18 protein-coding genes are annotated in these 20,162 nt (G+C 73.4%); 5 read left to right on the top strand and 13 right to left on the bottom strand.

All coding sequences use genetic code 11. From position 1 onward, the window contains the following. Positions 1-216: 216 nt before the first annotated feature. Complete coding sequence (locus tag STBA_RS31855) at positions 217-1,449, bottom strand: family 10 glycosylhydrolase (RefSeq protein WP_077062489.1); 1,233 nt, start codon at positions 1,447-1,449, stop codon at positions 217-219. 204 nt (positions 1,450-1,653) lie between these two features. Here STBA_RS31855 and STBA_RS31850 point away from each other — a divergent pair, with 204 nt between their 5' ends. After that, a complete protein-coding gene (locus tag STBA_RS31850) occupies positions 1,654-4,320 on the top strand; it encodes a cellulose-binding domain-containing protein (RefSeq protein WP_107485147.1) in 2,667 nt (888 codons plus the stop codon). A gap of 107 nt (positions 4,321-4,427) precedes the next feature. Next, the gene (locus STBA_RS31845; protein WP_077062488.1) at positions 4,428-5,291 is read left to right on the top strand and encodes a 3-hydroxybutyryl-CoA dehydrogenase; all 864 of its coding nucleotides are present in this window, start codon (positions 4,428-4,430) and stop codon (positions 5,289-5,291) included. Positions 5,292-5,328: 37 nt separating this feature from the next. On the opposite strand, the gene STBA_RS31840 is transcribed toward STBA_RS31845, so the two are convergent. Next, a complete protein-coding gene (locus tag STBA_RS31840) occupies positions 5,329-6,366 on the bottom strand; it encodes a Ku protein (RefSeq protein ID WP_077063751.1) in 1,038 nt (345 codons plus the stop codon). Between the two features lie 29 nt (positions 6,367-6,395). On the opposite strand from STBA_RS31840, the gene ligD reads away from it, so the two are divergent. Continuing rightward, positions 6,396-7,286 (top strand): non-homologous end-joining DNA ligase, encoded by an 891-nt coding sequence (gene ligD / locus STBA_RS31835; protein ID WP_077062487.1) that lies wholly within the window; start codon positions 6,396-6,398, stop codon positions 7,284-7,286. Positions 7,287-7,343: 57 nt separating this feature from the next. Here the strand turns inward: ligD and pheT are convergent, their stop codons facing one another. From pheT to infC, 7 genes are all read right to left on the bottom strand, one after another. Further along, positions 7,344-9,869, bottom strand: coding sequence for a phenylalanine--tRNA ligase subunit beta (pheT, locus tag STBA_RS31830; RefSeq protein WP_077062486.1), 2,526 nt, complete (start codon positions 9,867-9,869; stop codon positions 7,344-7,346). Next, complete coding sequence (gene pheS, locus STBA_RS31825) at positions 9,869-10,990, bottom strand: phenylalanine--tRNA ligase subunit alpha (RefSeq protein ID WP_077062485.1); 1,122 nt, start codon at positions 10,988-10,990, stop codon at positions 9,869-9,871. Before pheS ends, pheT begins: the two co-directional genes overlap by 1 nt. 133 nt (positions 10,991-11,123) lie before the next feature. After that, positions 11,124-12,203 carry an ATP-binding protein gene (locus STBA_RS31820; RefSeq protein ID WP_077062484.1) on the bottom strand — a complete coding sequence of 360 codons (1,080 nt, stop codon included), beginning with the start codon at positions 12,201-12,203 and terminating at the stop codon, positions 11,124-11,126. A gap of 122 nt (positions 12,204-12,325) precedes the next feature. Then, positions 12,326-13,180, bottom strand: coding sequence for an RNA methyltransferase (locus STBA_RS31815; protein WP_077062483.1), 855 nt, complete (start codon positions 13,178-13,180; stop codon positions 12,326-12,328). Between the two features lie 127 nt (positions 13,181-13,307). After that, complete coding sequence (rplT, locus tag STBA_RS31810) at positions 13,308-13,691, bottom strand: 50S ribosomal protein L20 (RefSeq protein ID WP_077062482.1); 384 nt, start codon at positions 13,689-13,691, stop codon at positions 13,308-13,310. Between the two features lie 109 nt (positions 13,692-13,800). Then, the gene (gene rpmI, locus STBA_RS31805) at positions 13,801-13,995 is read right to left on the bottom strand and encodes a 50S ribosomal protein L35 (protein ID WP_077062481.1); all 195 of its coding nucleotides are present in this window, start codon (positions 13,993-13,995) and stop codon (positions 13,801-13,803) included. 53 nt (positions 13,996-14,048) lie between these two features. Then, entirely contained in the window at positions 14,049-14,663 is a 615-nt protein-coding gene (gene infC / locus STBA_RS31800) for a translation initiation factor IF-3 (protein WP_107485146.1), read from the bottom strand. Positions 14,664-14,978: 315 nt separating this feature from the next. Here infC and STBA_RS31795 point away from each other — a divergent pair, with 315 nt between their 5' ends. Continuing rightward, positions 14,979-15,347, top strand: a complete 369-nt coding sequence (locus STBA_RS31795; protein ID WP_077063750.1) for a DUF1844 domain-containing protein — start codon at positions 14,979-14,981, stop codon at positions 15,345-15,347. On the opposite strand, the gene STBA_RS31790 is transcribed toward STBA_RS31795, so the two are convergent. Then, on the bottom strand, positions 15,325-16,071 hold the full coding sequence (locus tag STBA_RS31790; RefSeq protein WP_077062479.1) for an aquaporin: 747 nt from the start codon (positions 16,069-16,071) through the stop codon (positions 15,325-15,327). The two genes, STBA_RS31795 and STBA_RS31790, sit on opposite strands and share 23 nt — an antisense overlap. Before the next feature lie 102 nt (positions 16,072-16,173). Beyond that, positions 16,174-16,908, bottom strand: coding sequence for an SseB family protein (locus tag STBA_RS31785; RefSeq protein WP_077062478.1), 735 nt, complete (start codon positions 16,906-16,908; stop codon positions 16,174-16,176). A gap of 130 nt (positions 16,909-17,038) precedes the next feature. On the opposite strand from STBA_RS31785, the gene STBA_RS31780 reads away from it, so the two are divergent. Beyond that, entirely contained in the window at positions 17,039-18,019 is a 981-nt protein-coding gene (locus tag STBA_RS31780) for a serine hydrolase (protein WP_077062477.1), read from the top strand. Here the strand turns inward: STBA_RS31780 and mycP are convergent. Both mycP and STBA_RS31770 read right to left on the bottom strand, forming a co-directional pair. Beyond that, the gene (gene mycP / locus STBA_RS31775) at positions 17,979-19,211 is read right to left on the bottom strand and encodes a type VII secretion-associated serine protease mycosin (protein WP_077062476.1); all 1,233 of its coding nucleotides are present in this window, start codon (positions 19,209-19,211) and stop codon (positions 17,979-17,981) included. The genes STBA_RS31780 and mycP overlap by 41 nt on opposite strands. Beyond that, positions 19,208-20,050 (bottom strand): hypothetical protein, encoded by an 843-nt coding sequence (locus STBA_RS31770; protein WP_171987830.1) that lies wholly within the window; start codon positions 20,048-20,050, stop codon positions 19,208-19,210. The genes mycP and STBA_RS31770 overlap by 4 nt, the downstream gene beginning before the upstream one ends. Positions 20,051-20,162 lie beyond the last annotated feature (112 nt).

The following is a 20,162-nucleotide window of genomic DNA, read 5'->3' as shown; positions in this document are numbered from 1 at the left end:
CAGTCCGCGGCTCCCCCGGCTTTTGTCCTGGAGGCGCCCAGGACGCGGTGCACCGCGGGGCCCTCGGGGCCGGGGTGACCGACCGCCGGCGAGGTCTCCGGCGGGCGGGGAGCGGGCGCCGCCCGGCGGAGACCCGCCGGGCCGGCCGCGGCGTCGCCGCCACGTGCCGAGAACCGCCAGGACCGCCGGAGCCGCCGGAACCGCGGCCGGGCGGTCTCACGTGCGGTAGTGGTCCTCGTGGACGCGACGCATCGCACCGATCGGGTCGCCGACGACCTGCGAGGCCGAATAGAAGACATTGCCCCCGACGGGCGCGTGGTCCGCGCACAGCGTCAGGTGCCTGGACAGCTCCGCCGGGTCCTGCCACGCCTCCGGCTGCCCGGGATCGCCCGCCTTGTACATGGCCTCACCGATGTACAGGTCCACGCCCGTGCCCTCGGCGACGTCCGACCACCACTGCACGAGCGTCCCGTAGTCGGCCGCCTCGTACCCGATGTGCCAGTAGACCTGCGGCACGACGTAGTCCAGCAGACCGTCCTTGACCCAGGCGCGGACGTCCGCATACAGATCGTCGTACGTCTGGACGCCGCCGCGCGTGTCCGAGCCGAGCGGGTCCGTCGACCGGTTGCGCCAGATGGCGAACGGGCTGACGCCGAACGGCACTTCCGGCTTGGCCGCGTGTACGCGGTCCCGCATCTCCCGCACCAGCAGGTCGATGTTGTGCCGCCGCCAGTCGCCGCGGTCGGCGAAGTCGCCGCCGTGCTCGCGGAAGGCCGCGTCGTCGTCGAACTCCTCGCCCGCCACCGGGTACGGGTAGAAGTAGTCGTCCCAGTGCACCCCGTCGACGTCGTACGACTCGACCGCGTGCATCATCGCCTCCTGCACGAAGGCGCGCACCTCGGGAAGCCCCGGGTCGTAGTACAGCCGCCCGCCGTAGGTCACCGCCCAGTCCGGGTGCTCGCGGACCGGATGCCCCTGCGCGAGCCGGTCCTTGTCGCTGTGCATGGCCACCCGGTAGGGATTGAACCAGGCGTGCAGCGCAAGGCCGCGCGCGTGCGCCTCCGCCACCGCGTAGCCGAGCGGGTCCCAGCCGGGGTCGCGCCCCTGCTCCCCGGTGAGCCACTGCGACCACGGCTCGTGCGGCGAGGGCCACAGCGCGTCCGCGGTCGGGCGGACCTGGAAGAACACCGTGTTGAGCCCCCAGTCGGCGGCCGTGTCCAGCAGGCCGGTCAGCTCTCCTTTCGCCTCGTCGGCCGAAAGCCCCTGGGCGCTCGGCCAGTCGATCTGATTGACGGTCGCGATCCACATGCCGCGCATGCCCGCGGCGCGCGCGGCCGAGCGCCCGCCGCCGCCGCGCGGCGCGCCCGCGGCGGCCTGATGCAGCGTCAGCGCCCCGGCCAGCGTGCCGAACGCGGCGACGGCGAGACCCCTTCGGCTGATGCGTCCCATGTCGTGCCCCCTGTCATCTCTCCACGTTATGTCTACCCCGCACAGGGTGACGAAGCCCGCTTCGTCATGCCCCTGTGACACACCCTTATGGGAACAACATTCGACAGTTAACATCAGCGGCACGCACATCTGGGAGCGCTCCCACCTGCATGTCCACCCCCCAACCGCCGCCCCGCGCGGTGGAGTACGGAGAGGAGCGCCACCGTGCGCAGAGGGAGACCGGTCACGGCGTTGCTGGCCGGCATGGCACTCACCGGCGGGCTGCTCACCGCCGGAACCGCCACGGGTGCCCCGGCCGAGACCGGGACCGCCGCCGGGGCCGCCGCCGCGAGCTACACCTGGCAGAACGCGCAGATCGGCGGCGGCGGGTTCGTGCCCGGCATCGTCTTCAACCGCTCGGAGCCGGACCTCGCCTACGCCAGGACGGACATCGGCGGCGCCTACCGCTGGAACGAGGCGGGCCAGGAGTGGATTCCGCTGCTCGACCACGTCGGCTGGGACGAGTGGGGCTACTCCGGCGTCGCCTCGATCGCCACCGACGCGGTGGACCCGGACCGGGTGTACGCCGCCGTCGGCACCTACACCAACGACTGGGACCCCAACAACGGCGCCATCCTGCGTTCGTCGGACCGGGGCGAGACGTGGGAGACCAGCGAACTGCCGTTCAAGCTCGGCGGCAACATGCCGGGCCGCGGCATGGGCGAGCGGCTCGTGGTCGACCCGAACGACAACGACGTGCTGTACCTGGGCGCGCCCAGCGGCCACGGGCTGTGGCGCAGCACGGACGCGGGCGTGACGTGGGATGAGGTCGACTCGTTCCCCAACCCCGGCGACTACGTGCTCAATCCGGACGATCCATGGGGTCTTGAGAACGACATCATCGGCGTCACCTGGGTGACGTTCGACCCGGCGTCCGGCAGCCCCGGCAGCCCGACCGGGACGATCTACGCGGGGGTGGCCGATCTGGCGGAGAGCATCTACCGCTCCACCGACGGCGGCGCCACGTGGGAGGCGGTCCCGGGGCAGCCGGCCGGCTATCTGCCGCACAAGGGCGTGCTGGACGAGGAGACCGGGGACCTGTTCGTCGCCACCAGCGACAATCCCGGCCCGTACGCGGGCGAGGACGGCGAGGTCTGGCGCCTCGACACGGCGGACGGCACGTGGACCGACGTGTCGCCCGTACCGGCGGGCGGCGATCGCTGGTTCGGCTTCAGCGGTCTGACCGTGGACCGGCAGAACCCGGGCACCGTGATGGTGACGGGGTACAGCTCGTGGTGGCCGGACACGCAGATCTTCCGCTCCACCGACAGCGGCGAGTCCTGGACCCAGGCGTGGTCGTGGGGCGCCTACCCGGAACGCACCAAGCGGTACGAGATGGACGTGTCCGAGGTGCCGTGGCTGACGTTCGGCTCGACGCCGCAGCCGCCGGAGGAGACTCCGAAGCTCGGCTGGATGACCGAGGGCATGGAGATCGACCCGTTCGACCCCGACCGGCTGATGTACGGCACCGGCGCGACGGTGTACGGCACGACGGAGCTGACCAACTGGGACAGCGACCAGACCTTCACGGTCCGGCCGATGGTGAAGGGCCTGGAGGAGACGTCGGTGCAGGATCTGGCCGCGCCGCCCGGCGCGACGGAGGTCCTCAGCGGGCTCGGTGACATCGGCGGCTTCCGGCACACCGACGTCGAGCAGGTGCCGGCGGCGATGTTCCCGGCGTTCGGGACCACCACGAGCCTGGACTTCGCCGAACTGTCCCCCGGCACCGTGGTCCGCGTCGGCAACCACGTCGGCGAGGGCACGGCGCCCCTGGTCGGGTTCTCCACCGACGGCGGGGCGAACTGGTTCCAGGGGACCGCTCCTTCCGGCGCCGTGGGCGGCACGGTCGCGGCGGCGGCGGACGGCAGCCGGTTCGTGTGGAGCCCGGCGGAAGGCGCGGCCCCGCACTTCTCGGTGGGCTTCGGCACCAGTTGGACCGCCTCCCAGGGGCTGCCGCAGGGCGCCAGGGTCGAGGCCGACCGGGTCGACCCCGACGTCTTCTACGGCGTCGCCGAGGGCACGTTCTATGTGAGCACCGACGGCGGCGCGACGTTCACCGCCTCGTCCGCCACGGGCCTGCCGACCGGCGACGTACGCTTCGCGGCCGTGCCGGGCGCGAGCGGCGACGTGTGGCTCGCGGGTGGCGGGCTGTGGCACTCCACGGACGCCGGTGCGACGTTCACCGAGGTCACGGGCGTGGCGGCGGACAACATCGGCTTCGGCAAGGCGGCCGAGGGCGCCGACTACCACGCGCTGTACAGCAGCGGTGTCGTCGACGGCGTGCGCGGTATCTTCCGGTCCGTCGACGCCGGCGCGACCTGGGTACGGATCAACGACGACGACCACCAGTGGGCCTGGACCGGCTCCGCCATCGCCGGCGACCCGGACGTGTACGGGCGCGTGTACGTCGGAACGAACGGGCGCGGCGTCATCTACGGCGACACCTCGGAGCCCGGCGGCGGGGGCCCGGGGCCCGGCCCCGGGCCCGACCCCGAGGAGCCGCCCGCGGATGCCGACTGCACGGTCGGCTACCGGGTCGCGGGCCAGTGGGACGGCGGTTTCCAGGGTGAGGTCACGGTGACCAACACAGGGACGCGGCCGCTGTCCGACTGGCGGCTGTCGTGGACGTTCCCCTCGGGGCAGCGCGTCGGCCAGATGTGGAACGGCAGCTTCACGCAGAGCGGCGACGAGGTCACCGCCACTCCCGCGGCGTGGAACGCGACGCTGCCGCCCGGCTCGGCCGCGACCCTGGGATTCATCGGCAGCTGGACGGGCAGCAACGAGGCACCGCGTGCCTTCGCCGTGAACGGCGCCGCCTGCGCAGGCGGCTGACGGCCACGGGCCCCGTGCGGGGGGCGGACCGGCAGGGGCCGGTCCGCCCCCCGCACGCCACCCGGTAACGTCGGGGCGAGCGGAGTGGACCGGCGAAGGGGCTGGGTGTGACCGATATCGAACGTGTCGGAGTAGTGGGCTGCGGCCAGATGGGCTCGGGCATCGCCGAGGTGTGTGCGCGGTCGGGACTGGACGTCCGGGTCGCGGAGACCACGGGCGAGGCCCTGGAGCTGGGCCGCACCCGGCTGGTCAACTCGCTGGAGAAGGCGGCGGGACGCGGCAAGATCAGCGAGGCGGAGCGGGACGCGGCGCTGGAGCGCATCACGTTCACGACGGACCTCGGCGAGTTCGCCGACCGCGATCTGGTGATCGAGGCGGTCGTGGAGAACGAGCAGGTGAAGACGGAGATCTTCCAGGTCCTCGACCAGGTCGTGACCCGGCAGGATGCGATCCTGGCCTCCAACACCTCCGCCATCCCCCTGGTGAACCTGGCGGTGGCCACCGCCCGCCCGGCACAGGTGCTGGGCATCCACTTCTTCAACCCGGCGCAGGTGCAGCGCCTCGTGGAGCTGATCCCGGCGCTGACGACGTCGGAGGAGACGATCAAGCGGGCGGAGGCGCTGGTCGCTCGGGTGCTCGGCAAGCATCCGATCCGGGCGCAGGACCGTTCGGGCTTCGTGGTCAACGCGCTGCTCATCCCGTACGTGCTGGCCGCGGTCCGGATGTTCGAGTCGGGGGCGGCGACCCGGGAGGACATCGACAGCGGAATGGAGCTGGGCTGCGCGCACCCGCTCGGCCCGCTGAAGATCGCGGACCTGATCGGCCTCGACACGGTGACCTCGATCGCCGAGTCGATGTACACGGAGCTGAAGGAGCCGCTGTACGCGCCGCCGCCGCTCCTGCTGCGGATGGTCGCCGCGGGACAGCTGGGCCGGAAGGCGGGTGCGGGCTTCTACTCGTACGGCGGCTGAACGGGCTCCCGGCGGGGGCCGGGGCCCGGAGGCACGTTCAGGAGGCGCGTTTGCGCCCGGCGGTCTTCTTCGCGGGCGTCTTCTTCGCCGCGGACTTCTTCGCGGTCCCCTTCCCGCCCTCCGCCTTCCCGCCCTCCGCCTTCCCGCCCTCCGCCTTCCCGGCCGCCGCCTTCTTCGACTGGGCCTTCCGTGCGGTCTTCTTGGCCGGCGTCTTCTTCGCGGTCCGTTTCTCCGCGGACTTCTTGATCGGGTGGACGGTGGCCTCCCGGCCCTCCTCGTCCTCCGCCGTCTCGCCGCGGGACTCCCTGGCGCTGCGCACGCTGTCCTCCAGGGCGGACATCAGGTCGACGACCTTGCCGCCCTCGGGGGCGCCGACCGCGCTCAGGTCGGGGGCGGTGCCGGCGAGCTTGGCGCTGACCAGGGCCTCGACGGCCTCGCGGTACTCGTCGTGCAGCTCCGTCATGTCCACGGCGCCGAGGGTGTCCATCAGCGTGTAGGCCAGGTCGAGCTCGGCGTCCCGGACGGAGACCTGCTCGGTCGGGGCCAGGCCCGCGGCCGACCTGATCTCGTCCGGCCACAGCAGTGTGTGCATGCCCAGCACGTCCTCGTCGTCCAGGGCCCGGACGAGTGCCAGGTTCTCCCGGCCGCGCATCGCCAGCTTGGCGATGGCCCCGCGGCCCGCGCGCCGCAGCGCCTCGCGCAGGAGCACGTAGGGCTTGGCCGCACCCGCGTCGGCCGTCAGGTAGTAGGAGCGGTCCAGCTGGTACGGGTCGATGCTGTCGACGGGGACGAAGCCGAGGATCTCGACGGTCCGCGCCGTGGGCAGCGGCAGGGCGGCCAGGTCGTCGTCGGTGAGCTGGACGAGGGAACCGTCGCCCGTCTCGTACGCCTTGCCGATCTGGTCGCCGGACACCTCCTCGCCGTCGATCTCGCACACCTTGCGGTAACGGATCTTGCCCTCGTCCGCGGTGTGGATCTGGCGGAAGGAGACCGAATGGTTCTCCGTCGCGCTGACGACCTTGACCGGAATGGTGACCAGGCCAAATGATATGGAGCCCTTCCATATGGTTCGCATCATCTGCCCCTTTCGTGCACTCTCAGGGTATGCCTGTCGTCACCGTGGAGGGGCGCCGTCTGCCGCTGTCCAACCTGGACAAGGTCATTTACCCGGACGGCACGACCAAGGGCGAGCTGCTCCACTACTACGCGGTCCACGGGAACGTGCTGCTGCCCCACCTCGTGCACCGCCCGCTGAGCCTGCTGCGCTACCCGGACGGGCCGGACGGCGAGACGTTCTTCACCAAGAACGTGCCACCCGGCACGCCCGACTGGGTGACCAGCGCGGATGTGCCGCGCTCCGGGGGCGGCACGCTGCGGCAGGTGGTCGTGGCCGACCTGGCCGCGCTGGTGTGGGCGGCGAACCTCGTGGTGGAGTTCCACACGCCGCAGTGGCGCGCGGACGAGCCGGGACTGGCCGACCGGCTGGTGTTCGACCTGGACCCGGGGGCCCCGGCCACCGTCGTCGAATGCTGCGAGGTGGCGCGCTGGCTGCGGGAGCGGCTGGCGGCCGACGGGCTGACCGCGTACGCGAAGACGTCGGGCTCGAAGGGCCTGCACCTGCTGTGCCCGCTGCGGCCCGCCGCGCCCTCGGCCAGCACCTCCGCCTATGCCAAGAGCCTGGCGGCCGAGGCCGCCGCGGCGCTGCCGGGGCTCGCCATCGCCACCATGGCGCGGCGGCTGCGGCCGGGCCGGGTGTTCATCGACCACAGCCAGAACGCGGCGCGCAAGACCACCGCGACGCCGTACACGCTGCGCGCCAGGGCCGCGCCGTTCGTCTCGGCACCGGTCACCTGGGACGAGATCGAGTCCTGCGCCGATCCGGACCGGCTGGTCTTCACCCTGCACGACCTGCCCGGCCGGCTGAGCCGGCACGGCGACCTGATGAGCGGCCTGGCCGACCCGCGCCGCGCAGGACCGCTGCCTGCGGAAGGCTGAGGCACCGCCTCCGCCCCGTGCCCGCCGGGGCGGCACACGGGGCGGTACGGAACGGTGCTACGCGCCGCGCTGAGCCGCGCCGGTGCGCTCGACGGCGGCGGCGACCGCCGACTCGCGGGCCGCGGTGGCCTCCTCGGCGGTCAGTGTGCGGTCGGCGGCGCGGAACTTGAGCGCGTAGGCGAGGGACTTGCGGCCCGCGCCCAGCTGTTCACCGGTGAACACGTCGAACAGCCGCAGGGACTCCAGCAGGTCACCCGCACCGGCCCGCAGCGCGGCCTCGACGTCCGCGGCGGGCACCGAGGCGTCCACCACCAGCGCGACGTCCTGCGTCGCGGGCGGGAACGACGAGACGGGCGGCGCGGTCGGCACTCCGGAGGCGGCCTCCGCGATCAGGTCGAGGTCGGCCTCCATCGCGCACGCCCGCGCGGGCAGGCCCAGCGCCTTGATGACGCGCGGGTGCAGCTCCCCCGCATGGCCGACGAGGGTCTTCTCCCCCGCCACCTCCGCGTACAGCGCGGCGCACCGGCCGGGGTGCCACGGCGCGTGCTGGTCGTTCTCCACGCTCAGCTCCACGCCCGCCTCCCGCGCAACGGTGCGCGCCGCCTCGATGGCGTCGGCCCAGTCCGCGGGGCGCCCGGCGCCCCACCAGCCGGCCCGTTCGCGGGCACCGGCGAGCACGGCGGCGACCCGCCGCGGCTGCCTCGGCAGCGCCGCGTCCAGGGCCGCGATCTCCTCGTCCGTGGGGCGGGCGGTGACCGGCAGCCGGATGGCGGCCCCCTCGTGTCCCGTGGGCCGGAACACCAGACCGGTCTCGAACAGCGCCAGCTCGTGACTGCCGCGGCCGTCGTTGCGGCGCAGCGCGTCCAGCAGTCCCGGCAGCAGCGTGGTGCGCAGCGAGGGCGCCTCGTCGGAGAGCGGGTTGACCAGCCGGACGGTGGTGCGCCAGGCGTCGCCCTCGGGCAGTCCGAGGGCGTCGAGCGCACCCGGGCCGAGGAACGGGTAGTTCAGCGCCTCGACATAGCCCGCGCCCGCCAGGGCCCGGCCGACCCGGCGGTGCAGCCGCTGGCGCGCGTTCAGACCGCGCCCGGCGGGCGGGCGGGGCAGCGTGGACGGCAGCGCCTCGTACCCCTCCAGCCGGATGACCTCTTCCGCCAAGTCGTTCGGATCGGTCAGGTCGGGGCGCCAGCTCGGCGGGGTGACGGTCAGCTCGTCGGTACCGGCGACGTCGCAGCCGATCTCCTGGAGTCTGCGCACCACGGTCTCGCGCCCGTAGGCGACGCCCGCCACCCGGTCCGGGTGGTCCGCGCCGATGACGATGCCGCGTGCGGCGGCGGGCGCGGCGACCTCGGTGACGCCGGGGTCCGCGGTGCCACCGGCCAGCAGGACCAGCAGGTCGACGGCGCGCTGTCCGGCCGCCGCCGCGGCCTGCGGGTCGACGCCGCGCTCGAAGCGCCGGGCCGCCTCGCTCGACAGCTTGTGGCGGCGGGCCGTGCGGGCCACGGACACCGGGTCGAAGTGGGCGATCTCCAGAACGATCTCGGTGGTGCCCTCGGCCTGGCCGACCAGCGGCTCCTCCGTGGCGTCGGCGATCTCCGTGTCGGCGCCGCCCATCACCCCGGCCAGACCGACGGGACCGGAATTGTCGGTGATCACCAGGTCCTCGGGGTCGAGGGCGCGGGCGGCACCGTCCAGCGTCGTCAGCTTCTCCCCGGCCCTCGCCCTGCGCACCCCGATGGGCCCGCTCAGCCTGGCCCGGTCGTAGGCGTGCAGCGGCTGGCCCATTTCGAGCATCACGTAGTTGGTGACGTCGACCGCGAGCGAGATCGGCCGCATCCCGGCCTTCTGGAGGCGGCGTTGCAGCCACAGCGGCGCGTGTGCCTCGGGCCGCAGCCCGGAGACGGTGCGCACCACGAGACGGTCACAGGCGGTCCGGTCCTCGACGTGCGCGGGGTAGCCGGCGTCGTTGGGCTCCGGCACGTCGAGCAGGGCCGGATCGCGCAGCGGCAGGCCGAAGGCGGTCGCGGTCTCGCGGGCCAGGCCGCGCATGGACAGGCAGTAGCCGCGGTCCGGGTTCACCGAGATGTCAAGCACCTCGTCGACCAGCTCCAGCAGCTCGATCGCGTCGGTGCCGGGCTCGTGCTCGGGCGGGAGCACGAGGATGCCGTCGTGGTCGTCGCCGATGCCCAGCTCGCGGACCGAGCAGATCATGCCCTCGGAGACCTTGCCGTACGTCTTGCGGGCGGTGATCTCGAACCCGCCGGGCAGCACGCCGCCGGGCAGGATGACGGCGACCTTGTCGCCCTCCCGGAAGTTACGCGCGCCGCAGATGATGTTCTGCGGCTCGCCCGTTCCGTTGGCCGTGCCGACGTCCACGCGGCAGTAGCGGATGGGCTTCTTGAACTCGGTCAGCTCCTCGATGGCCAGCACCTGGCCGACGACGAGCGGCCCGGTGAGGTCGGAGCCGAGCCGCTCCACGGTCTCGACCTCGAGACCGGCGGCGATCAGCCGCTCGGCCACGTCGCGGCCGGTCACGGCGGCGGGCAGGTCGACGTACTCCCGCAGCCAGGAAAGCGGGGCGCGCATCAGATCTCCATCCCGAACGGGCGGGTGAACCGCACGTCCCCCTCGATCATGTCCCGCATGTCCGCGACGTTGTGCCGGAACATCAGCATCCGCTCGATGCCGAAGCCGAACGCGAACCCGCTGTAGACCTCCGGGTCGATGCCGCAGGCGACCAGCACCCGCGGGTTGACCACGCCGCAGCCGCCCAGCTCGATCCAGCCCTCGCTCGAGCACGTACGGCAGGGCCGGTCCGGATTGCCGACGGACTCGCCGCGGCAGCGGAAGCAGACCATGTCCATCTCCGCGGACGGCTCGGTGAAGGGGAAGTAGTCGGGCCGCAGCCGCGTGCTCATGCCCTCGCCGAACAGCGCCTGCACCATGTGGTCGAGGGTGCCCTTCAGGTCGGCCATGGTCAGGCCCTTGTCGATGGCGAGCAGCTCGACCTGGTGGAAGACGGGGGTGTGGGTCGCGTCCAGCTCGTCGGTCCTGAAGACCCGGCCGGGACAGATCACGTAGACGGGCGGCTCACGGTCCAGCATGGACCGGATCTGCACCGGGGAGGTCTGCGTCCGCAGCACCAGTCCGGACTCCTCGCCCGGCTTGCCGCCCTCGACGAAGAAGGTGTCGTGGGTGGAACGGGTGGGGTGGTCGGGCCCGATGTTGAGGGCGTCGAAGTTGAACCACTCGGCCTCGACCTCGGGGCCCTCGGCCACCTCGTAGCCCATGGCCACGAAGATGTCCTCGATGCGCTCCGCGAGCGTCGTCAGGGGGTGCCTGGCGCCTGCGGGGGCCCGGTCGTGGGGCAGCGTGACGTCCACCGCCTCCTCGACGAGGACGCGCTCATCGCGCTCGGCCTCCAGCTCCTCACGGCGGGCGGCGAGCGCCTTGTTCACCGCGCCCCTGGACTGGCCGACGAGCTTGCCCGCCGCCGCCTTGGCGTGCGGCGGCAGGGCCCCGATCTCCCGGTTGGCGAGTGCGAGCGGCGAACGGTCGCCGGCGTGGGCGACCTTGACCTCGTTCAGCGCGTCGAGGCTGTCCGCGGCCGCGATGGCTGCGAGCGCCTCGTTGCGCACCCGCTCGATCACGTCCGGTTTCAGTGCCTCGACCTCGACAGGGTCGTACGACTTGTTGGGTGCCGACATCTCTTCCCGTGCTTCCGTGTGGCTTGGCCCCCGCCGCGCCCCCGGGGGTGTCCAGGGACCGAGTCTAAAGGGGCGCGTGCGACGTTGCGTACGCGGTGGAGCCCGCGGGAGCGGCCGGTGCGGATCGGAGTGATCAGGCGAGGAAGGCCGGGGTGCCCGCGGGCAGAATAAATCGGAAGCGGGCGCCGCCGCCCGAGGAGCGGCCGACGGTGACCGTGCCGCCGTGGGCCTCGACGATGCCCTTGACGATGTAGAGCCCGAGGCCGGTGCCGCCGCGGTCGCTGCCCCGCCAGAAGCGCGTGAAGACCCGGTGCATCGCCTCCTCGGGGATACCGGGTCCTTCGTCGCTCACGGTGACGGCCATGCCTTCCTGACGGGTTCTGGTGGGCGGTACACGGTCCATCTCGATGGTGACAGTCCCCCCGCCGTGCCGCACCGCATTTTCCAGCAGGTTGACCAGCACCTGGTCGATCTTGTCCGGATCGGCCCACAGGCCCGGCAGCGGCTCGGGAATGCGCAGGGCAAAACGTTCCGCGGGGCAGCCGCCGTTGACCATGGTCTTCACGTGCCGACGGACCGCCTCGTCCAGCCGGACCGGCTGCCTGCGGATCTCCAGCCGGCCGGAGTCGATCCGGGAGACGTCGAGCAGCTCCGTGATGAGGCGCGTGACGCGGTCGGCGTCGCCGTCCACGGTCTGGAGCATCAGCCGCTTCTGCTCGTCGGTGAACCGGTCCCACTTGTCGAGCATCGTCGCCGTGAAGCCCTTCACCGAGGTGAGCGGCGATCGCAACTCGTGGGCGACGGTGGCGATCAGCTCGGCGTTGCTGCGCTCGGTGCGCTTCCTGGCGTCGGTGCCGCGCAGCGCGACGACGAGCCGCCGCACCGGTCCCGAGGGGCGGGCACGGACATAACGGGCGGTGACCAGGACTTCCCGGCCGCCGGGCAGCAGCAGATTCCGCTCGGGCTGTCCCGAGCGGGTGGCGAGACCGCGGTAGGGATCGGTCAGCCGCCACCACGGGCGGCCGTCCGGGTCCTCCAGGGGCAGCACCCGCTCGACGGGACGCCCCAGGGCCTCATCGGAACGGTGCCCGGTGAGCCGCGCCGCCTCGGCGTTGAAGCAGATGACCTGTCCGAGCCGGTTGGCGACCACGAGGCCGTCGGGAAGATCGTCGGGCCGCAGATCCAGCTGCCCGGCACCGGATGCGGTGTCCATCCCCGTTCGCCCCTCTCCCGTGGGGGGTACCCTCCCAGGCCGTCGGGGGCCTCGGAGAGGGTGTCAGCCTACTAGGGGCCCTGGGGCCCGCAGGAAGCATGCCTCATCCGTTGAACGCGCAATCACCGCGCGGGTGTCCGGCAGCCGCCGGGCGCGCGCTGGGCACGTGCCGAGGCGTAGAGGCAAACGGCGGCCGCCGTGGCGAGGTTGAGGCTCTCGGCGTGGCCGTGGATGGGAACGCGGACCACCGCGTCGGCCAGCGCGCGGGTGTCCTCGGGCAGGCCCCATGCCTCGTTGCCGAAGATCCAGGCGGTCGGGCCGCCCATGGCGCCGGCGTCCAGTTCCGCGTCCAGGTCGCGGTCGCCGCCGCCGTCGGCGGCCAGCAGCCGCACGCCCGCGGCGGAGAGTCCGCGCACGGCCTCCTCGACCGGCACCCCGACCGCCACGGGCAGGTGGAAGAGGCTGCCGACCGAGGCGCGCACCGCCTTCGGGTTGTACAGGTCGACCGAGGCGTCGGTGAGGACGACGGCGTCCGCGCCCGCGGCATCCGCGCAGCGCAGCACCGTTCCGGCGTTGCCCGGGTCGCGGACGTGGGCGAGCACGGCGACCAGCCGCGGGCGGGCCGCCACGATCTCGGCCAGGGGGCGGTCGAGGAACCGGCAGACGCCGACGAGACCCTGCGGGGTCACGGTCTGCGAAATGCCCGCGACCGCCTCGGGGGTGGCCAGGTGTATCCGCGCGCCGGCCGCCCGCGCGGCGTCGACGAGGTCGGCGTGCCGCTCGGCGGCCTCGGGCGTCGCGAACAGCTCGACCAGCGTGCTCGCGCCGTCGGTCCGGTGCGCGGCGGCCTCGCGCACCGCCTGCGGCCCCTCGGCGAGGAACCTGCGTTCCCGGCCGCGCAGGCTGCGCCGGGCGAGCCGCCGGGCGGCGGCCACCCGCGGGGCGCGCGGGGAGAACGGCTCGGCGGCAGAACCCATGTCAGGCGGCTCACTTCTGGGGCGGTGGGGAACGCGGGAAAACGAGGGACCCGCAGGCAGGGCCTGCGGGTCCGGTCACGCCGGGACGGGATGCGCGCGGCCCTCCGGGGGGCGCGGGTCCGTCGCGTCAGGCGGCCTTGGGGGCGTTGACGTCGCTGGGAAGGGCCTTCTGGGCCGTCTCGACCAGCACGGAGAACGCGTTCGGGTCATTGACCGCGAGGTCGGCGAGCATCTTGCGGTCCACCTCGATCTCCGCGGCCTTCAGGCCCTGGATGAACCGGTTGTAGGTGACGCCGTTGGCGCGGGCGGCGGCGTTGATCCGCTGGATCCACAGCTGCCGGAAGTCGCCCTTGCGCTTCTTGCGGTCGTTGTAGTTGTAGACGAGGGAGTGGGTGACCTGCTCCTTCGCCTTGCGGTACAGGCGGGAGCGCTGGCCGCGGTAGCCGCTGGCCTGCTCCAGAATCGCCCGGCGCTTCTTGTGGGCGTTGACTGCCCGCTTGACGCGTGCCACGTGAATACTCCTTGTAGCGGGGCCGCGGGATGGTCACGCGGCCCGGAAACGGATGGGGTCCGGCCTTCTCCTCGGGCGCTGCCGCCGGGGACCGGCGGGCGCGCCCGGCTCACCTGCCGAGAAGCTTCTTGATCCTCTTGGCGTCGGCCGGGGCCGTCTCCGTGGTGCCGGCGAGGCGACGGGTCAGCGTCGACGGCTTGTGCTCCAGGTAGTGACGGCGACCGGCGCGCTGGCGCATCACCTTGCCGGAACCAGTGACCTTGAAGCGCTTGCCGGTACCGGTGTGCGTCTTGTTCTTCGGCATGTCGCCGTACTCTCCTCGTCGTCTTGGTGCTGTGCCGCGGGGCGGCGTCCGGCTCAGGCGGACGCCTTCCCCTGCTGGCGCTCGGCCTTGCGGGCGGCCTGGGCCTCCCTGGCCTCGGCCATGGCCTCGGTCTTCTTCTTGTGCGGACCGAGAACCATGATCATGTTCCGGCCGTCCTGCTTGGGGTTGGACTCAACGAAGCCCAGGTCCTGGACGTCCTCGGCGAGCCGCTGCAACAGCCGGTAGCCCAGCTCCGGACGGGACTGCTCACGACCGCGGAACATGATCGTGATCTTGACCTTGTCCCCCTGCTTCAGGAACCGGACGACGTGACCCTTCTTGGTGTCATAGTCGTGCGGGTCGATCTTCGGCCGGAGCTTCATCTCCTTGATGACCGTGTGCGCCTGGTTCTTACGCGCTTCACGGGCCTTCATGGCCGACTCGTACTTGAACTTTCCGTAGTCCATGAGCTTGCAGACCGGCGGGCGGGCGTTCGCCGCCACCTCGACCAGGTCCAGGTCGTACTCCTGGGCAAGCTCCAGGGCCTTGGCAAGCGGCACAATGCCGACCTGCTCGCCGCTGGGACCGACGAGTCGCACCTCGGGGACGCGAATCCGGTCGTTGATACGGGGCTCGGCGCTGATGGGGCCTCCTCGGTTGCGCCGCACGGATGTCTGGCGGACAGCCGTGCCGGAATAGATTGTGTGGACCGCCGCGCGACGGCGTCAAAAAACGCCCCGAACGGCTCGCAGGCGGGGCTCCACAGACCGGGAGCACCACCGCGGCTCATCGCGGGGCGCAGCCTGACCAATGACCTGCCGACCCGGGGGGCCGATCAGGTGGGAGCGCGGAGCCTCCACTTGCGGGCCGGGCATATCGATGTCCGGCCGGTCACTCACCATGTTACAGCACCCTTGCAAGGGATCGCACAGACTGCTAGCCCTGGGCCGCGGAGGGCACGCGGGACGCTTAGGGTGGTCGGCATGAGCGACCCCAGTGGCCCCGAAGGTGACAGCATCGGTGGCATCGGTGGCATGGCCCGCGACATCGCGGAGGTGCCCGCCGTGGAGCTGATCACCACGGTCGCGGTGCACCTGATGAGCTCCGCCGCGGTCACCCTGGGCCTTGCCGAGGACGGCGAGGAGCACAAGGACCTCGACGAGGCCCGCAAGCTGATCACCGCGCTGGCCGGTCTGGTCACGGCAAGCGCGCCCGAGGTCGGCTCCTACCACGCCGCACCCCTGCGGGACGGCCTGAAATCCCTCCAGCTTGCCTTCCGTGAGGCGTCCGCGGTGCCGGACGAGCCGGGGGCGGGGCCAGGGGAGCAGTTCACCGGTCCTGTTCTCCCTTAGTGCGCCTGGCCTTCAGATCCGTCAGCCACTCGTCGCTCTGCGGGTGGACGATACGGTGCACGATCACCCCGAGGGCCGCGCCCACCAGCGGGGCGAGGATGAACAGCCAGAGCTGTACCAGCGCGTCCCCGCCGGCGAACAGCGCGGGGCCGAGACTGCGCGCCGGGTTGACCGAGGTGCCGGTCAGCGGAATGCCGATCAGGTGCACGACGCCGAGCGTGAGGCCGAGGGGCACCCCGTCGAAGCCCTTCAGCAGGACCCCCCGGGTGACCGAGAGCCACACGAAGACCAGCAGGAACGTCAGCATCGCCTCGACGACGAACGCGCCGCCGATGGACAGGCCGACCGCCGACCGGTCGCCGTAGCCGTTCGTGCCGAACGCCTCGCTCGTCTCCAGGCCGGGGACCTGGTGGGCGACCAGGAAGAGGAGTGCGGCACCGACGATGGCGCCGAGGAACTGGGCCACCCAGTACCGGATCGCGGTCCGCAGGTCCATGCGGCCGGACAGCAGCACGCCGAGCGTCACCGCCGGATTGACGTGGCTGCCCGATACGGGGCCGAGTGCGTAGACGAGCCCCAGCAGTGCGAAGCCGAAGGCCAGGGCTATGCCCAGGGTGCCTATGTACTCCCCGGCCAGGACCGCGGAGCCGACCGCGAAGAAGACCAGGGCCAGTGTTCCCACGAATTCTGCCGCGAGCGGCTGCGGTTCGGTCTCGGCGGACATGCGCGCCCTCCTGTGCCTGACGTCGTCTCTGTCGCAGTCTGTGGCGGACGGGCGGCGGACGCACCCCAGGCCCCGCCATGCGGGTGGCCGGGCCGTCCCGGGTCAGCGGTGGTAGGCGGGCCCGCCGGGCAGTGCGCTGCCGGGGGGCAGCACGGCGATCCTGAGGCCGCGGACCAGGTGCGTGCGCAGCACCTCGTCGGCGGCGAGTGCCCGGGCGAGCCTGCCGACGGTTTCCGCGGCCGGGGCCCGTTCCGCCAGGACCAGGGCGAGTGTGCCGTCGGCTTCGTCGGCGGGACCGCCGGGCACCAGGCGGGCGGCGTCCACCGCGGGCTCGGCCCGCAGCACCTCGTGAACGGCCCGTTCGACTGCGGGCCCCGCGGCGGGGGCGCCGGCCGCGGCCACCGTGCGCAGCGCGGGACCGGCCAGGGTGTAGGTGACCGGCCCGGCGATGTCGAGCACGAGGGCGCCCGCACCCTCCTGGACGGCGGCGGACAGGGCCTGCTGCACGGTGACGGCGACCGGTCTCGCGTCGCCGCGCCAGCGTTCCAGGGTGTCCGTGGCGGTGAAGAGGGGCAGGGCGCGGCGGCCGTCGGCGACAGCGAGGGTGAGGACGGCCATTTCGCTGCTCTTCTCCCGGCGGAGCCCGTCGGGGCCGGCCTCGGCCTCGCCGAGCACCGCGACCACGGGGACCAGCAGTCTCGCCCCGCGGAGGGCGGCGAGGAGCGCTGGCTCGGCCGCCGGGTCGGCCGACCAGTCGGCGAGGGCCTGCCGCAGGGCCGGGTCGGCCGTTCCGTCGTCGTCGGCGAAGGCCGGCCTGGGGATGTTCTTGGGCGCCACCCGACGAGGGTATGCGAGGCCGCACGCCGTCCCGCACGCGGTCGCCCTTCGCCGGGCAGGGCGACCACTGTTACGCGTTCTTCATGCGGGAGGCGATGACTCGTGCACATGTGCGGGATAACGTGCCGCCATGAGTCTGTCGCGGCGGTTCCGCCCTGCCCTGGTGGTGCACACCGCGCTCGCCACCACGCTGCTGGCCGCAACCGCCGCCGGGGACTCCGTTTCGCTGCCGGGGCAGGCCGAGGGCGTTCAGCGGCCGGACGACTCCGCCGACTGGGCCGGGGCGGGCACCGACGACCGGGCCGTGGCGCCCGACCCGCCCGGCCGGCTCTCCTCCGGCACCTCGCCCAGCCTGCTCGCGCCCGGCGCCGCTCCGGACGCGCTGCTGGCCAAGGCCGTGGACCCGCTCCTGGTCGGCATGGCCCGGGTGTCCGTCTCGGTGCAGCCGCTCGACGGCGGGGAGGGCGCCGCGTTCGGCGGGGAGCTCTTCGACACCGCGAGCATCGTCAAGGTCGACATCCTCGCCGCGCTGCTGCTCCAGGCGCAGGACGCCGGGCGGACGCTGACGTCCGTGGAGCGGGCGCGCGCCGAGGTGATGATCGAGCAGAGCGACAACGACGCGACCGACGCGCTGTGGCTGTCCATAGGCGGCGCGGACGGGCTCGACGCGGCCAACCGGCGCCTCGGGCTCACCGCGACGACGGCGGGCGGCGGCGGCCACTGGGGGCTGACGCAGACGACGAGCAAGGACCAGATGACGCTGCTGCGCGGCATATACGGCGAGCGTTCCGTGCTGAGCACGGAGGCCAGGGCTTACCTCAGGGAGCTGATGGGCGGGGTCGTCGAGGGGCAGCGCTGGGGGATATCGGCCGCCGCCGACGGCGGGGGCTTCGAGCTGAAGAACGGCTGGCTGCCGCGCACCGGCACCGAACGGTGGGACGTCAACAGCATCGGCCGGGTCACCGCGGGCGGGCGGGAGTACCTGGTGGCCGTGGTGTCCGACGGCCACGTCTCGCTGGAGGCCGGGATCTCGGTCGTGGAGGCCGCCGCGCGGGCGGCCGTGGCCTCGGTCAGCGAAGAGGCGGGCCGGACTCAGCAGCCGGGCGCCTGATCCGTTCCCGCCACCGGGCGATGCGCCCGGTCATCAGCGCCACCGACGCGCCGAGCAGCAGCACGCCGAGACCGCCGGAGACCGGCGCGAGCCACGCGGTGCCGTCCGGGCCCGCGTCCCCGCCGCGCGGACCCGGGCCGAAGTACTCGGCACCGTGCGGCTCCGCGGCGGGTTCGAGCGGCTGCGGGGTCAGCCCGGCCGCCGCCTCGATGGCCGCGGCGGGGTCGACGGTGCCGCTGCCGAGGGCGTCGTTCCGGCCCTCCTGCGGCGGGTTCTGCGCGGTGCTCGCGAGCAGGGTGCGCACCTGGGCGGGGGTCAGGTCGGGATGGGCGGCCAGCAGCAGCGCGGCCGAGCCGGAGACGAACGCGGCCGCCGCGGACGTTCCCCAGCCGGTGTAGTACTCGCGGTCGGGGTCGGCGACGATCACGTCCTTGCCCGGGGCGCAGACGGTGGCGTACCAGCGGCGCGTGGAGAACTCGGCGGGGCTGCCGCTGCGGTCGACCGCGGCGACCGCGATGACGCCCGGGTACCCGGCGGGGTAGGAGACCGGGTCGCCGCTCTCGCCGCCGTTGCCCGCGGAGGCGATGACGACCGCGCCCCTGGCCAGGGCGTAGCGGACGGCGGCGTCCTCCTCCGGGTCGGGGTGGGCGGACTCGCTGTCGTCGCCCAGCGAGAGGTTGATGACGTCGGCGCCCTGGTCGGCGGCCCAGCGGATGCCTTCGGCGAGCGCGCCGGAACGCGTCTCGCGGGCCTCGTCGCGCTGCGGGTCGTCGTCTTCGAGCAGGACGCGGACGGGCAGGATGGTGGCCTCTGGGGCCACGCCGATGATGCCCGAGTCCCGGCCCGCACCGTGTCCGCGGCCCGCGATGATCCCGGCCATGGCCGTGCCGTGCGCGGCCCACTGCGGGTCGCCGGGCGAGGCCCCCATGTCGACGAAGTCCGCGCCGCTGCGCACGCCGCCGACGAGGTCGGGGTGGGTGGCGTCGACGCCGGTGTCGAGCACGGCGACGGTGACGCCCGCACCGCGGGTCGTCGCCCAGGCCGCGGGCGCGTTGACGGCGTCGAGGGCCCACTGCTGCTGGTCGCGTATGGAGTCGGCGCGGGCGGGGGCGGCGCCTGGCAGCGTTCCCGCGGCCAGGGCGGCGGCCACGGCGAGGGCCGCGGCGGCCCGGCGGGCGCGGAGTGCTGTCATTCCGGCTCCCTGGTGTACGTATCGGCGGCAGCGCTCAGGCCCCGCTCGACGTGCCCGGCCAGCGCTCCCGCGTCGTGGCCGAGGCCGGCGCGGGCGGCGGTGGTGTCCCGGCCCTCCGCCGTGGCCTCGGCGACGGGCTGGGGGGCGGCGAAGGGGCGGCCGTCGGCGAACCCGGTGACCGACCAGACCACGACGGGCAGGTCGGGCACCACGCCGATGTGCCAGCTGGCCCGCTGGTCGGCACCGAAGTCCTCGGCCGGGGTGCCGGGGGCCGCGTAGGGCAGGGGCAGCAGGTCGGTCCTCTCGTCCAGGCCCTCGTCGGTGAAGCGCGCGTCGAGCGCCGCCATGTCGTCGGTGTCGGCCTCGGTGAACAGCAGGCCGACCGTGGTGACGGTGGTCTCGGTCTCGTCCGCGTAGGTGGCGCGCAGCAGCCGGTGACAGCCGACGGCGGACAGCACCTCGGTGAGCAGCGGGTCGAAGGCGCCTTCGCAGGTGCTGTCGGGGGCGACGGCGACCCGTACCCACCGCCGGTCGGCGCCGCCGGGGCCGGCCTCCTCGCCCGTGATCTCCGGCGGGAACAGCCGGTCGACGGGCACCTCGCGCCACAGGCCGCGGCGTTCGTCGAACTCGGCCTGCACGGAGGTGCGGTCGTCGCCGTCCGCCAGCCAGGTGCCCGCGGCGGCACCGCCGAGCAGGCCGGTGCCGAGCACGCCGCAGATGAGGGCCGTGGCCAGGCGGGTGGAGGGGCGGGCGGTGACGGCGTGCACGAAGGCCGCGGCCGGGTTGCCGCGGCGGGCGGGCGGACCGCCGGGGTCAGCGGACGGGCTGTGGGTCACCACCGGCAGCTCCACGGGCGGCGGGGGCGCGGAGGGGCGCGGCGGCCCCGGGGGACGCGGTGGGGCGGTGGGGCGCGGCGGGCCGGCCGGTCTGGGCGGGGCGGTGGGGGCCGAC

The organism is Streptomyces sp. MP131-18 (assembly GCF_001984575.1).
GTDB lineage: Bacteria > Actinomycetota > Actinomycetes > Streptomycetales > Streptomycetaceae > Streptomyces > Streptomyces johnsoniae.
The sequence above is the reverse complement of the archived record's forward strand: the minus strand, read 5'-3'. Positions and strand labels throughout refer to the sequence as shown.